General features: G+C 59.1%; 11 protein-coding genes. 4 read left to right on the forward strand and 7 right to left on the reverse strand.

The features are described 5' to 3' along the window. Positions 1 to 17 precede the first annotated feature (17 nt). From LIX15_RS19340 to LIX15_RS19355, 4 genes are all read right to left on the reverse strand, one after another. Entirely contained in the window at positions 18 to 1,589 is a 1,572-nt protein-coding gene (locus LIX15_RS19340; protein ID WP_227775182.1) for a uracil-xanthine permease family protein, read from the reverse strand. A gap of 77 nt (positions 1,590 to 1,666) precedes the next feature. Next, complete coding sequence (locus tag LIX15_RS19345) at positions 1,667 to 2,626, reverse strand: carbohydrate kinase family protein (protein ID WP_227775184.1); 960 nt, start codon at positions 2,624 to 2,626, stop codon at positions 1,667 to 1,669. Positions 2,627 to 2,928: 302 nt separating this feature from the next. Further along, a complete protein-coding gene (locus LIX15_RS19350) occupies positions 2,929 to 3,699 on the reverse strand; it encodes a sugar phosphate isomerase/epimerase family protein (RefSeq protein WP_227775186.1) in 771 nt (256 codons plus the stop codon). 46 nt (positions 3,700 to 3,745) lie between these two features. Continuing rightward, positions 3,746 to 4,723: a CARDB domain-containing protein gene (locus LIX15_RS19355; protein ID WP_227775187.1), complete on the reverse strand. Its 978-nt coding sequence runs from the start codon at positions 4,721 to 4,723 to the stop codon at positions 3,746 to 3,748. A gap of 127 nt (positions 4,724 to 4,850) precedes the next feature. Here LIX15_RS19355 and LIX15_RS19360 point away from each other — a divergent pair, with 127 nt between their 5' ends. Both LIX15_RS19360 and LIX15_RS19365 read left to right on the forward strand, forming a co-directional pair. Further along, on the forward strand, positions 4,851 to 5,771 hold the full coding sequence (locus LIX15_RS19360) for a gluconate 2-dehydrogenase subunit 3 family protein (protein WP_227775188.1): 921 nt from the start codon (positions 4,851 to 4,853) through the stop codon (positions 5,769 to 5,771). Then, positions 5,764 to 7,530, forward strand: coding sequence for a GMC family oxidoreductase (locus LIX15_RS19365; protein WP_227775190.1), 1,767 nt, complete (start codon positions 5,764 to 5,766; stop codon positions 7,528 to 7,530). Before LIX15_RS19360 ends, LIX15_RS19365 begins: the two co-directional genes overlap by 8 nt. Before the next feature lie 89 nt (positions 7,531 to 7,619). On the opposite strand, the gene LIX15_RS19370 is transcribed toward LIX15_RS19365, so the two are convergent. Then, positions 7,620 to 8,225 (reverse strand): hypothetical protein, encoded by a 606-nt coding sequence (locus LIX15_RS19370; RefSeq protein WP_227775192.1) that lies wholly within the window; start codon positions 8,223 to 8,225, stop codon positions 7,620 to 7,622. A 228-nt stretch (positions 8,226 to 8,453) separates the two neighbouring features. Here LIX15_RS19370 and LIX15_RS19375 point away from each other — a divergent pair, with 228 nt between their 5' ends. Continuing rightward, positions 8,454 to 9,782, forward strand: a complete 1,329-nt coding sequence (locus LIX15_RS19375) for an APC family permease (RefSeq protein WP_227775194.1) — start codon at positions 8,454 to 8,456, stop codon at positions 9,780 to 9,782. A 29-nt stretch (positions 9,783 to 9,811) separates the two neighbouring features. Here LIX15_RS19375 and LIX15_RS19380 read toward each other — a convergent pair whose 3' ends face one another. Both LIX15_RS19380 and LIX15_RS19385 read right to left on the reverse strand, forming a co-directional pair. Next, entirely contained in the window at positions 9,812 to 11,026 is a 1,215-nt protein-coding gene (locus tag LIX15_RS19380) for a Cdc6/Cdc18 family protein (RefSeq protein ID WP_049970716.1), read from the reverse strand. A 1,468-nt stretch (positions 11,027 to 12,494) separates the two neighbouring features. Beyond that, positions 12,495 to 13,925, reverse strand: a complete 1,431-nt coding sequence (locus LIX15_RS19385) for an aldehyde dehydrogenase family protein (protein ID WP_227775196.1) — start codon at positions 13,923 to 13,925, stop codon at positions 12,495 to 12,497. A gap of 293 nt (positions 13,926 to 14,218) precedes the next feature. Between LIX15_RS19385 and LIX15_RS19390 the strand changes: the two genes are divergently transcribed. Then, positions 14,219 to 15,022, forward strand: coding sequence for a hypothetical protein (locus tag LIX15_RS19390; RefSeq protein WP_227775198.1), 804 nt, complete (start codon positions 14,219 to 14,221; stop codon positions 15,020 to 15,022). Positions 15,023 to 15,055: the final 33 nt, after the last annotated feature.

Raw genomic sequence — 15,055 nt, forward strand, 5'->3', positions numbered from 1 at the left:
ACGAGTCGGAGAACGAGTTAATCGGCCGTTGAGTCCGAACCGCGACCGGTGCCGAATCGCTCCATCGCGGTTTCGAAATCGCTCTCGTCCTCGGTTATGGCTTCCCACGCTTCGAGGCCGCGCTCCCCGCGGGTTCCTTCGACCGTGTTGTCGAGGACGAACGCGACGAGACCGCCGACGGCCATCCCGGTTCCGAGGATGACGTACAACGTGTTCGAAACGAGGTCGGTACCCAAGGCGGGGCCGAGCACCGCGACGTTCGCCAATCCTTGCTGGAACAGTTCCGCGCCGGTCTGGCTTTCGGTGCCGAGACCGCCGATGTACGCCGGAATCGCGAGCCCGGCGAACATGGCGAAGCCGACGATGAACAGGTTGCGCTGGGAATCCAAATCGACGTATTTCAGGTTCGACAAGCCGACAGCGGCGATTTGTCCGAACATGGCGATGAACAGGCCGCCGATGATGGGCGCAGGAATCGTCGCGACGAGTTGGCCGAAGTAGCCGACGAACCCGACGACCAGCATCAGGATCGCTCCGATTTGGACGACGTGGCGCGAGGCCACGCCGGTCAGGCCGATTGCGCCGATGTTTTCGGAGTAGGAAGTCGAACCGTTTCCGGTTCCCATGACCCCGGCGAAGACGCTAGCGATGCCCTCCATTCCGATACCGTGGTCGATGCGCTTTCTGCTCGGGGCGCCGACGCCCGACAGTCGGGCGACGGCGTGGTAGTCGCCGAAGCTTTCTATCATCGACGCGACGACGCCCGCGAACATGCCGATGATGTACGGAAGCGTAAATTTCGGCATTCCCCACTGGAGGGGCATCACTGGCTGAATCGGTTGGGCACTCGCCACTTTCCCAAGCGCTACGTAACCCGGCGTTCCGGGCGCGTAAAATCCGGTCACCGACAGCATCGCGGCGATGAACCACGCCGAAACGACGCCGAGGAGGACGGGGAACAGCCGAAACGCGCGGTGATTATCGAGATACTGCGAGAAGAGAACGATGAGACCGACCGTTAGGCCGACGAGCCACCAGTTCTGATTGGACGCCGCAATCTGCGGAACGTTGAACAGCGACAGGCCGATGAGCGCGATGGTCGGCGCGATGACGACCGGCGAGAGGTACTTTTTCAGTCGGCCCATCAAGCCCAGATAGCCGACCAGCACCTCGACGGCGGCCGCCGCGATGACCGCTCCCTGTAGTTCGAGCAGGGTGACGCGCCATCCGCCGCCGATAACGGCGATAATTGCCAACGCGGGCGCGAGCATCGAAAACGTCGCCCCCTGCACGATTGGGTACCGGTTGCCGAACGTCGTCTGAGCCAGCGTGGCGAGTCCGGAGACGACGAAGAAGGTGCCAACGAACTGCGCGGTCTGGTCTGCGGGCATCTCCATCGCGCCCGCGAGCGCCAGCGGAACGGCGATGTTCGCGCCGATCATCGTGAGGTAGTGTTGAAATCCCAGCAGAACCGATTCCCCGGTCGGCGGTTTGTCCTCGATACCGTACTCCACGAACGACGCTTCCTCCAACGCCGCGTCGTTCGCATCCGCCGACTCCCCATCCGTATCACCTGTCGTTCCTGTCATACCTTCTCAGTCGCGATCTGTTGTTCGGATTCCTCGTAATCGGCATAAAAGTGCCGTTACGAACTCCGGAGGAAAAATTACGATTTTCGAATTTGAGCGACGGACGGTCGGTTCGGTAATGCCGTCATTGCTCCCGACTCCGTCGTCGTCAAGGCGGCGACGGCGTTGGCGAACGCGAGCACTTCGGAGAGCGGTTCGCCGCTAGCGAGCGACGCAAGCGCGCCAGCGGTGAACGCATCCCCCGCACCCGTAGTGTCCTCCACGGAAACGTCGTAGCCCGGGTGACTCAGGGTGTTTTCATCCCACGGTGCATCCTCGGTCGCGTGAGCGTGGGCACCGTTTTCCCCGAGCGTGAGCAGGCAGGTATGTGGCCCATTCTCGCAGACATCGACCGCGAGATTGATCGGGTTTTCCGCGTCGAATCCGGCCGTTCGAAGGTCTTCCGGGGTCGCTTTCACCACGTCCGACAGGCGAAGCATCTGGTCAACCATGTCGAGGTAGCCGTTTTCCGGCCACAGTTCGGGACGAGCGTTCGGGTCGAACACGACGGAACAACCCGCTCTTTTCGCGCGTTCAGCGAGGTCGAGCGTGGCCCGGCGACCCGGGTTGGAGGCCAGCATCACCCCGCCGACGTACACCCATTCAACATCAGCCAGCACGTCGTCGGAGACCCCGCCGGGGCGGAGTTGGGTATCCGCCGTTCCGTCGCGGTAGAAGCTGAACTCTCGGTCGCCCGCTTCGTCGTGCGTCACGAAGGCCAGCGTCGTTTTTGCGTCGGAGTCGCGTTCGACAAATCGGTCGGGAAGAGATTCCGCGAGCGTGTCCGCGAGAAAATCGCCAAACGGGTCGTCCGCGATGCGAGTCCAGAACCACGGCGTTTCGTCCAGCTTGGAGAGTGCGACTGCGACGTTCGCGGGTGCCCCGCCCGGTCTGCGGTCGAACGACGATACGTCGGAGAGCGCACCGGGCTGTTCCGGTAGGAAGTCCACGAGCGTTTCCCCGGAGACGAGGATTCGCGGTTTCGGTGTCTCGGTCATGGTACCCCGTGAGAAGCCCAGTAGGAAAGGGTTTGCTTACTCGATGTGGTTTGTCGCGTGAAAGAGGGAATTGTTCGTGTCGATTATCTCGAAAGGATGGGTTTCGGATGGTTTCGGCGAGGGAAACTATCGAGACTGCGAAGCGCAGACCGGTTACCTTCATTTTCGTTCGTTCCTCTCCGGCAAAACGCTGGGCGGGGAGAACGACAGCCTACCCGCCCAACCCCGAATAGACTGGTCGATTTCCGCGTGACGGTTCGTCTTTCTGAAACGGTGGTCGACTAAACTACCGTTTTCCCGCTTCAGAGCAGCGTATCGAGATACGCCTTGCTCGTCTCGATGTAGCCGTAGTCGAGGGTGAACACCTCAAGCGAGAGCGTTCCGTTCCAACCGTCAGGCAAAGCTGCGAAAATCTCGCGGAAATCGATCGTTCCCGACCCGAACGGGAGATGTTCGTCCTTCGCCCGGCGCGTGTCGTTCAGGTGGAAGTGCGAAATTCGGTCGCCGTGTCTTCCGACGAAGGAGGCCGTGCCACCTGAATCCAGCCCGTCGATTCGCGCGTGACCCGTATCCAGCGTCATCGAAGCGTCCGTCTCCTCGAAAATCCGGTCGAAGTCGTGGATGGTGAACCACCCGTCCGGGATGTTCTCGACGCAGATTTCGAAGCCGAGTTCGTCCGCGAACTCGTCGATTTCTCGAACCGACCGGACGACGTTCGACCCGATAATTTCGGCATCCCACGCGGGTTTCCACGCGCTCGAACTGGCGTGGAGAACGCCTTTGGTCGCTCCGAACGCGCTCGCCGTTTCGACGGCCGCCTGTACTTCCCGAATCGCGCCCCCCCGAACGTGTTCGAAGGGGGAACCGATGTCGAGCGCGAACGGCAAGTGAACCGCGAGGTCGAGGCCGCAGTCGTCGGCGCTCGCCCGGACTGCATCCGGGTCGAGATGCTGGCGCTCGGTCGCGCTGTCCATCATCAGTTCGACGTAGTCGAAACCGAGGTCATCCGCGATTTCGAACGCTTCCCCGTACTCCATCCCGATTTGCGTGACGAACCCCGTCTTTGCGTCCATGTCCGGCGTTCGACGGGTGAAGAATTAGCTCTGGTGGGGGAGGTCGTCAGCGCCGAAGCGAAGCCGACTGGTTCTCGTTCGTCAGCGAGATGCTCGCCGATTGGTTGTCGTCGAAGGCGTACACGCCGTGAGTGAACGTTCCCGGTTCGCTCGGGAGCGTCCCCGGACTAACTTCGAAGGTCACCGTCTGCGACTCGCCCGCACCGAGCGTCAGCGTCTGTCGCTGAACGGTAACCCCACTGAACCGGTACTGCAATTCCTCGGTTCCGTTTCTGTCGCCGGGATTTCGAACCGTCGCGGAGACGTTAAACGACTGGCCGACCGGGACGGTTTCCGGCGCGCTGAGGTTCGTCACTTCGAACGGCCTCTCTTCCGGTCCTGCGATTGCGCGACCCGGCGGAACGGTGGGGCTGCCGACGTTCGTACTGATGTTCGACTCGCTGAAGGTCATCCCGTTGGCTTCGACCGACAGCAGGCCGAGAGCAACCCGGGCGTGTGAAACGCCCGACGGTGCCGTGAGCGTACCATCTTCGAGGTTTTGCCGCGTTCTGGCCGCCGCCGAGGGGGTGACGTCGTCTCCGAGTGCAATTCGCGTATTCGTCACGACCGTCGAGGTTCCATCCACCGTCACCGCGCCGCGTTTCACGAACAACGACAGTGTCCCGTTTCGGAGCGTCAGCAGTCCTCGTTCGATGTGGAGCGGAGCGCCAGCGACGGACACAGTTTCGCCTTCGATTAGTGCCGGTTCGAAGGACGCGTTGGTCTGTGATTGCTGTTGTCCCGCCTGCTGGCCCTGCTGTGATTGTCCCGACTGCAATAGATGTGCTTGCGATGCTTGTCCTGTCTGCTGTGATTGAGACTGTTGTGTCCCGTCCGTCGTCTGTGCGACACCGGCCATCGGCGCGACGACGAGTGCGACTACCACGAAGACGACGCCGAATCGAAATCCCTGCATCGTGCGTTCTACTTCGGTCGGCGCGTTAAACCGACCAGACCGTTCGCGGTGTTCGTCAGCAGTACTCATCGCATTCGCCGATACTATCGCCGATTACTATTCCGGTGGGATGAACAACTGACCAATTACTCCGTGAACAGTCCATAACGGTCGATAATGATTATTCAATCGCACTGGTCGAACAACGGGGACGAAGATGCCAGAAGAACAACCGGAGACACGATTCGATTTCACGCGACGCTCCTTTCTCGGACGGTCAGGGCTCGCAGGAGGAGTAGTTCTGTCGGGGCACGCCGCCGACGTCGCGCGCGGAGAAGTACAACAGGACACACCGAACGGTGATACCGGAGTGGACGAGGACGCGCTCGTCCAACTCGACATCGACCAAGCTCGGCTAGTGCAGGCGATGGCGGAGCGGATTTATCCGTCAGACGAACTCGGGCCAGGTGCGGCCGAACTCGGCGTCGTGTACTTCATCGACCGTCAACTCGCCGGTTTGTCCAACGGATGGGGAGAAGGGGCAAACTGGTACATGGAACCGCCGTTCGTCAACCAGTTCGAGGGTGCGACACTGAATCAGGGATGGCAGTCGAACCTCGTCCCGCAGGAAGCTTACGAGTTCGCGCTCGGATGGATAGAGGAATACGCGAGCAACGAGTTCGGCGGGAGCTTCATCGACCTTTCGACGGAACAGCAAGACGAACTGCTCACGGCGCTCGAAAACGACGATCCCGACAACTTCCGTTCGGTCAAACCGTCGGAGTTTTTCACGCTCTTTCGAACGAACGTTCTGGAAGGCGTCTACTGCGACCCGACTTACGGCGGCAATCGGAATATGGCCGGTTGGCGAATGAAACGCTTCCCCGGGTCGCCCGGCGCGCTCGGCAGTTACAGAGAACTCATCGGCAGGGAGGGATTCATCAGGATACCGCCGCGAAGCGTCGAGGACGACGTGGAGTCCACCGGAATCGAAACCGGTTCGAGTTCGTCGAATTCCGCAAACTCGTCGGAATCGGCAACTCACAGCCACGGTCACAGCCACGGCCCGCGGTACGAACTGGAAGGCGAACAGAAAGACGAGGCGCAGGGCGATTCGGAGGAAGATACCGATGCCTGAAGTGTTAGATCCGGTCGATGTGGTCTGCGTCGGCGTCGGATGGACGGGCGGCATCATCGGCAAGGAACTCGCGCAGGACGGCAAGCAGGTCGTCGGTATCGAGCGCGGCGGCGAGCGCGGCCCCGAGGATTACCTCACCATGCACAACGAACTGCGCTACGCCCTGCGGTACGAAATGATGCAAGACCTCTCGAAGGGGACGCTCACGTTCCGGAACGAACCGAACCAGAAAGCTCTCCCGATGCGACAACTGGGGTCGTTCCTCCCCGGGAAGGGCGTCGGCGGAGCGGGCGTCCACTGGAACGGCCAGACGTGGCGATTCCTCCCCTACGACTTCGAAATCCGGTCGCGGACGCTCGACAGATACGGCCCGGAGAAGATTCCGGAGGACATGCAGTTGCAGGACTGGGGTATCACCTACGACGAACTCAGGCCGTACTACCGGGAGTTCGAGGAGATGACCGGCATATCGGGTGCGGCGGGCAATCTGAACGGAACCATTCAGGAGGAAGGTAATCCTTTCGAAGGACCGCGAAACGAGTACCCGACGCAACCGATGATTACCTCGCCCGTTTTGGGACGATTTATGGAGGCCTCGGCGAGCGTCGGACTGCATCCGTTCATGGCACCCTCGGCGAACCTCTCGGAGGCGTACACGAACTCGGACGGAGTCGCGCGCGGACCGTGTCAGTACTGTGGTTACTGCGAACGATTCGGCTGTGAGTGGGGGGCGAAAGCCGACCCGACGGTCACCGTCCTTCCGTCCGCACAGGAGACCGGCAACTTCGAGCTGCGAACGCAGTGTGACGCGCGCCGTCTCGTCTACGACGAACAGGAAGGCCGCGTGACCGGCGTGAAGTACGTCGATACGGTTGACAACACGGTGTATATCCAACCGGCGGAGGTCGTCGCGCTCACCGCCTACGGCCTGTGGAACGTCAAATTACTCCTGCTATCGGACATCGGCGAACCGTACGACCCGGAAACCGGCGAGGGCGTCGTCGGGAAGAACTACTGCTATCAGAACTTCGGCGGCGGCGCGGCGGGCTACTTCGACGACGAGGAGTGGAACCTCTACATGGGTGCCGGGGCGCTCGGAGCCGCGGTGGACGACTGGAACGGCGACAACTTCGACCACACCGATTTGGACTTCCTCCACGGCGGCAACATCGCCATCAGTCAGACGGGTAAGCGGCCGATAGCCAACAACGAATCGCCGCCGAACATAGAAAAGGAGTGGGGGGCCGAGTTCAAACGCGCCAGCGTCAAATACCACAACAGCACGGCCAGTATCTCGGCGCAGGGTGCGGTTCTTCCCCATCGAACCAACTACCTCGATTTGGATCCGACCTACACCGACGAGTGGGGCGACCCACTGCTTCGGATGACGTTCAACTGGACGGAACAGGACAGGAAACTCGCTGAATTCGAAGGTCAGCGCTGTGCCGAAATCATCGAAGCGATGGGGCCGACGAAGATGGGCGTCGGAACGGAAGTCGTGGGCGAGGGCGGCAACTACGATATTCGTCCGTACCAATCGACGCACAACACGGGCGGCGCGGTGATGGGTTCCGATCCGAACCAATCCGTCGTCAACTCCTACCTCCAGTGCTGGGACGCGGAAAACCTGTTCGTTCCCGGAGCCTCGGCGTTCGCACACAACAGCGGCTACAACCCAACCGGAACGGTCGGTGCGCTAGCGTATCGGGCCGCGGATGGCATCAAGCAGTATTTCAAGCGGCCGGGGATGCTTGGGTAGGACGCAAAAATTCGGTTCGGGCGGTTGCGAGTTCGATTTAGCGAACGATTCTTTTCGTTTCCCCACAGTCTGTTACTGCTACCGCGTCCTCAGCCACCACCTTGCAGAGTGACTTCTCCGACCATCGTCGTCGGATGGATGACGCAGATGTACTGCGCCACGTCCTGCGTGGCGACGAACCGAAGCGTCTGGGTGGCTCCCTGCTGTGAAACAGTTTCCGTCACGTCGATTGCGTCATCGGGCGGCGTTACCTGACCGCCGCCTCCACCGCCTTGTCCCCCGCCGCCTCCCTGATTACCGCCGCCACCGCCGCCCGTGTTCGTCTGCACGTCGGGAAAGATAACCGGGAGGTTCTGTCCGTCCGAGTCCTGCAAGGCGAAGTTGTGGGGTTGGCCGTCTACGTTCTCCCACGTCACTTCGTATACGTTCCCGGTTTGTAGCTCAAGCGTCGGATTCTGCTGTCCCTGGATGGACTGCGGTGAGCGCCCCTGCCACGCCTGTACTTCACCGCCGAATTCGAACGACTCCGCGACGTTTTCTCCCTGCGCTGACGAAAGCGCTGAAATCGTGGACAGTCCAACAAGCGACCCACCTGTGACCGTGAGAAATCGTCTGCGAGTCGTTCGTTTGCGGGTCGTTTGTTCGTGAGCAGTTCGTCCGGAAATTCGATTCCGTTCGCTCGATGGGGTTGTCATACCGCAGAGACAAACAGCAAGAGAATCAATAAACGAAAGCCATCGTTCGAACCGTTGTGCGGCTTCACAACACCGACCAATCCGCGTTTCGTGGCAGTAACCGAGATAACGGCGGGTGAGGCGCGTTTATCGAACAATTACCGACGAGGGAGAAACCGTGTAGCGACAGGGAAGACGACGGAATTTCTAGCGTTAACGCTGATAGGAGTGGAGGCCGAGTTCGGGACGATGGCATCCCAAAAAATCGGACTGGGAGAATCCGTCTCGATGGCGGTTGGGGGGATGGTCGGCGGTGGTATCTTCGCCGTCCTCGGAGTCGTCGCCGTGACCGCTGGAACGCTCGCGTGGCTCGCGTTCGTCGTCGCGGGCATCATCGCGCTCTCGGCGGGCTACTCGTTCGTTCGACTCGGCTACCTCTCTGAGAACGGTGATGGACCACTCACCTACATCGAACGATTCACCGGAAGCACGAACCTGGCCGGGATGGTGGGGTGGACGTTCGTCGTCGGCTACGTCGGAACGATGGCTATGTACGCCTTCGCCTTCGGCGGATACTTCGTCGAACTCGTCGGCGTGGAGTCACTCGCTGGAATTCCCGCGCGACCACTCGTTTCGGCAACTGTCGTCGCCGCTTTCGTCAGCCTCAACGCGCTCGGAGCGCACGCTTCCGGGCGAACCGAGGACGCGCTGGTCGGGCTTAAAATACTCATTTTGCTTCTATTCGGTTTCGGCGGACTCTACTATGGGTTCACGCGCGGCGAAATTCGGTCTGGAATCGCTGCGTTCGGTACCGGCCCCGTCGTCGCGGCGGCCCTCTCGTTCGTCGCGTTCGAGGGGTGGGAACTGCTCCTGTTCGACCGTGACAGCATCCGAAATCCGGACGAGACGATACGAACCGCGATTTATCTCTCCATCGTCGGCGTTACCGGTCTCTACGTCATCGTGGCAGTCGTTACGACGAATCTCGTCTCCACAACAGTCATCCAGCAGAATCCCGACACTGCACTCGCGATGGCGGCGAAGCCGTTTCTCGGTCAGATCGGGTTCGCCCTCATCTCGGTGGCCGCGCTCTTTTCCACCGGAAGCGCCATAAACGCGACGCTGTTCAGTTCGTCTCGCCTGTTAGACAGCATGGTTTCGGAGGAATACCTCCCCGCGCAACTCGGAGGGGATGACGGACACGAACCGGTGCGGGCGCTGGTCGTCATCGGCGTGCTCACGGTCGGGTTCACCGTTTTCGGGAACCTCGATGGAATCTCGTCGTTCGCGTCGCTCGCGTTCATCGTCATCTTCGGAGGTGCGAGCTATCTCGCCTTCAGAACCCGACACGTGGGCGCGACAACCGGAAGCACGATCGTTCCCGCAATCGGAAGTCTCGGTGCGGCCGCAACGGTCGGCGCCCTCCTCTGGCATCTCTACACGAATCAAGGCTCCGTGTTCTGGACGGTCGTCATCATCGTCGTCGTCGTGGTGACTGTCGAACTGCTGTACTTCGAGCGAAAGCCGATAGAAGACGATCTGTCCGCCGTGGAGTCGAGCGTCGAGGATGTCGTGTAGTCGAAGCGGGAATCGAGGTCGAAAGTCGCTTAGACGTAGCCCTTGACGCTCGTGTGAACCCCCATGGCCTCGAGGGTTTCTTCGAGCGCGTCGAGAACGACCGCGAGGTCTTGCTGGAGGGCGTACTCACGGTACTTTCCGCCTGCAGAGCCTTCGTTGATTTCGGACACCGAGAGGATGCCGAGCATCGAGAGATCGTCGAGATGCTCACGGAGCCAGCGTGCGGTGAGGGCTTCGCGCTGTGCAGCGTCTGAAAGCGCCTTGTACCGTGAATAGATTTCGCGCGAACGGGCGGGAGTCTCGCTTTCCGCTTCGAGGGTTGCGAGAGCGTAGACGACCAGTCGCTCGTGGTCGTTCAGGTCTGCGATTCCCCGAGCGACCTGCTCGCGTTCGAGCAAATCGCGACCTCGACGGACGTGTTCCTCGGAGACGCGTGCGGCGTTTTCTTCGCGCGCGAGGTCGCCGGCCTTCAGAAGCAGATCGAGTGCTTTTCGCGCGTCGCCCGATTCCTGCGCGCCGAACGCGGCGCACAACGGAATCACGTCGTCCGTCAACACGTCGTCTTTGAACGCGACTTCCCGGCGTTGGTCGAGGACGGCCCGGAGCTCGTTCGCGTCGTAGGTCGAAAACGAAATCGAGCGCTCACAGAGCGAGGAACGAACTTTCGGGGAAAGACCATCGCGGAAGGTGAGGTCGTTGCTGATGCCGATGAGACCGATTCGTGCCTCGGTGAGATTTTCGTTTTCGCGCGCACGGGAGAGTTGGTAAAGAATGCTATCGTCCTTGAGGTGGTCGATTTCGTCCAGCACCAGCAGAATGATACCGCCGTGGGTGTCGAGTTCGTCCCACATCAGTTCGTACACCTGCGACCGCGAATAGCCGGTTTCGCTGATTCGGTTGGCCGGGTCGCGAAGGGTGTTCACGAGATGGCTCGCTACACGATAGCTGGAGTTGAGACCGTCGCAGTTGACGAGTTCGGTGAAAATTTCCAAGTCGTCGTAATCGCCCGCGTTGTGTTCGAGTTTGTCGAGCAGGAATCGCGTCGCCGCCGTTTTTCCGACACCGGCTTTGCCGTAGAGGAAGATGTTGTCCGGTTGCTCTCCGTAGATGGCGGGTTGGAGCGCTCCGTGATACTCGGCCAACTCGGAGTCCCGCCCGACCAGCGTATCCGGCGTATAATCGTCAAGCAACGCTTCCCGATGTTTGTACGGGGAGTGTTCGCGGACGAATTCGAATGAACCCATTACTCCACCGCAAACGGAGCAAGTTCATAACCCTTCCGAACCACCCGTTCCTATGTTTCCTGTGTTTCGTGAGAAACGGCTGTGTCTGACGGATAGCGTCCGTAATCCCGTTCTTCGGTCGTTTCGTAGTCGTTGGACGTTCATCGGTTGTCGGGTAAATCATCGCCAAACCACCCGTTCCGCTGAGTCTTCTGTTTCTTTTGACGTGGATACTTAAAAACCACCCCCACCCCTCTGTTCCGCTGTATCCGCGAGAAGGGGACAAGTGGGGATGTGACGGGAGGCTCTAGAACAGGAAGGTTCAAGTCAATATCACCACAACCATAACCGCAAACTAGACAAAATAGACTATTTCATTGATATCGACTATGGATAATTCTCGATTTGAGATAGCCATCTCACCCCCACCCCTCGTTCGAGCGAGAAAACAGCGGAACAGAGGGGTGGGGGTATTTATAAATCGAACGTTTCAAAGGAAACAGAAGACGTATTGGTATCTCCCGTTCCACCCTACGTCTATAGAGAACAACGGAACGACGGGGTAGGTGAAAACTGCCGTGAAAGCAGATAACGGTGGAAGCCAGTGAAAATGGAGTCCCCAAAGACAGCGGAACGACGGTGTGTGTTGTGTGAGAAACAGTGTCTCATCTTCGAACCCCGTGAAGCATAAATGGAGAAAGCCAACATTGGTGGAGCTAACATTGACACACCTTCCGTACTCCGCTTTGAACGTATTCCATACCCCGTTTTAACGCGTTCCATACTCCGCTTTAATTACGTTCGACAGCGCATTCGCCCCATCTCCGCGCTTTTCACACCCTCGTTCTATATTATCACATCTTTATTCTACTACGTTCTATTCCATTTCCCTATCATCGCGCCTTCACCTCCCATATATAATTTTAGCAACAATTATATTACATTACACCCCACTCCTCTACTCGGGTGCATTCTATCAAAACAGCAGGAATGTGTGTGTAAATTCTTCGAGCGAGCGGGAGACTTCGGTTTATCGGGAGGAGAACAGCGGAACGACGGGGTATTGCGTCGGTTCCTTCACGGCGTAGAACTGGTTCGTAGTTTCGATTTCGAGACGGCCGAAAGCAACGGCTAGAGCGGACAAACGACGGAATCGGCAGTTCGACGGATGAAAGACGGTAAAAGAACAAAAAACAGAGGAACGACGGGGTCTGTCGGAAATAATGCGAGGGAAACGAACGTGGGGGGGATAATACGAACTCAAAGCGGCGGAGCGGTGGAAGAACCTATTTTGAAAACACCGTGTCGAAAGTTACAAGCCCAAAGACAGCGGAACGACGGGGTAGAATTCGAAGTACTGTGTAACTTGGCGAGTAATTGTTGGGATATAATCCAGCCGGCAATCCGTCAGACACAGCGGAACGGCGGGGTTCGGTATTGCGCCGCGTTCGACGTCAGATAAACAGTGGATTCGAACGACGTTCGGGAGTTAGAGGATGATGCTCTTTTTCCGCACCATCTCCTCGATGGTCAGGTGAAGTCCCTGCCGACCGATGCCAGAACCTTTGTTTCCGCCGAACGGAATGTCGCCAAGTCCGTGGCTCGGCGCGCCGTTGATTCTTACCGCTCCGGCGTCGAGCTTGTCGGCCATTCTCCGCGCGCGGTCGTAATCGTTCGTGAACACCGCGGCGTCGAGCGCCAAGTTGCCGCCGTTCGAGATGTCGAGGGCTTCCTCTTCCGTCTCGAAAGTGGTGACCGCCGCGAGGGGACCGAACTGCTCTTCGTGGATGACTCGGGCGTCGTGGGGAACGTTCGCCAACAGGGTCGGCTCGAAGAACTGGCCGTCGCGGTCGCCGCCGCGAATCAGGTCGGCACCTTTCTCCACCGCATCCTCGACGAGTTCTTCGACCCAGTCGGCCTGATCTTCGCTGATGAGCGGCCCCATCTGCGTTTCCTCGTCGAAGAGATCGCCGATGACCCAATTATCGATTTCCCCCTCTAGTCGTTCGACCACTTCGTCGTGAACATCCTCGTGTGCGACGACTCGACTCACAGCCGAGCACCGCTGTCCGGCGTACTTGAACGACCCCTTGGCGCAGGCTCCGGCCACATCGGAGAGGTCGGCATCCGGGAAGATGACGGCGGGTGCGTTTCCTCCCAGCTCCATGTGTAAGTTGACCATGCCGCTCTTTCGCGCGACGTGCTTCCCTGCCGGACTGGAACCGGTCATCGTTATCATGTTTATACGGTCGTCGCCGACGAGCAGGTCGCCGATTTCGCTCGCACTGCCGGGCGTGAAGTTGAACGCGCCGTCCGGAATATCCACTTCGGAGATTATCTCGGCGAGAATCGCCGCACTCACCGGCGTCTTGCTTGCGGGTTTGAGGATGACGCAGTTACCCGCTGCAAGTGCGGGGGCGACCTCTAACGCCGTCGTTGCGAGGGGATAGTTGTAGGGTGTGATGGCCAAGATGGTACCAATCGGTTCAGGTTTGATGATGGCTTCCCAGCCTTCGTGTCCGTCCGTCGTTCCTTCGCGGAACTCGCCGCGGAGGTCATGGGCTTCCTCGGCGGCCCGACGGAAGCGTTCAGCGGCGCTCTCAACTTCGCCGCGCGCGCTCGAAATAGGCTTGCCTGCCTCACGAACGATAACCTCCGCCAACTCCTCTTTCCGTTCGAGGAGGCCGTCCGCGATGGTTTCCATCCACCCCGCGCGCTGAGGGATGTTCGTCTCGCGCATTTCCGCTTCAGCGCGCTGGGAGGCCGCAAGTGCCCTGTCGGCCTGTTCGGCGTCAGCGGCGGCGACTTCAGCGAAGATACCATCGTCCGCGAGGTCGGTTACCTCAAGCACGTCGTCGGCATCCAGCCACTCGCCATCGATGAACAACTGCTCTCGGCGATGGAGACGTTTCTGTGTCATAGCTATCCCTTAGCACTCCGTCGGTAAATTATTTACTCACAACTGGATTAATGACTTCCGTTACTTCCGACTCTTTTCATGAAAAATGCTACCGTGTAGCGTTCGATATCGCATACCTCGAACCGGCATTCGAATACATGCCGTTTGAACGTACTTCGAGGAGAAATTCGCACCGTAGACGTATTCCTGTACCGGCCGGTGGTGTGCTATGAACCCCGTCCGCGAATTATTCCTCGTGATAATTCCGTTGAAACACTTATGCCATCTCACTCGAACGATATACCAACTATCGTATGGTTTCGAAGGGCTTCTTTCGGGGGTCTCGGGAACTGGTTGAGCGAAGCGATGGCCGACATCGGTTTTTCCAGCACCGGGGCGAACGCTGTCTCAGCGCACTCGTTACGGCAGGCCGTGGCGTTGCTGGACTCCAATCGTCGCCTCCCGAGCGAAAAATCGAGTATTTCGACGTGTTGAGCCAAATCAACGACCACTACTTCGAAGCGCGGTCGTTCGAAAACAACGTGAAGGGGAGATTTTATCGTTACAATGATGAGACGGAACGGCGGTTTCGTTCGTCGGTCACAGAGGAACTATCCCGGTCGGTCGAACTACTTCACCGACTGCTGATAGCTCACGATGCACTTCTTGAGTCGGGTGGCGATACCGGCCAGCGCGAATCAGTCGATCGGTTGGGTTCGACCAATCAATCGAGTTCAGTTAATCAGTGCGAGCCGGTCAACCAACGTGATTCTGCCACCCGCTGCGACTCTACTGGAACCACCCGTCGAAAGCAGGTAGCGACGGTTTCGAGGTACACGGGAAGCGCAGTTCGCGGCGGTTGGTATCCCGTCATTCAATCGTATGACCGCTCCCTCAATCCCGGCGAACGAATCGCGGAAGGAAACCGACGACGACGCCAACGACTGTTCGGCCAACAAGATATTCCGGGAGTCAAGCAACTACTCGACACACCGCTGTTCGAGCAGATAACGGACGACGACATCGTTCGCCTTCGAGAACTAGACCGTTTCGTACCGACGGAAGGACGAATCGTTACTCGGTTGAACAACCGCCAACCGTGGCTTCTGGCCGATTGATATCGATAGCGTACTGAACAAATTTCAAATCCG

Source organism: Haladaptatus pallidirubidus (assembly GCF_020700235.1).
Classification (GTDB): Archaea; Halobacteriota; Halobacteria; order Halobacteriales; family Haladaptataceae; genus Haladaptatus; species Haladaptatus pallidirubidus.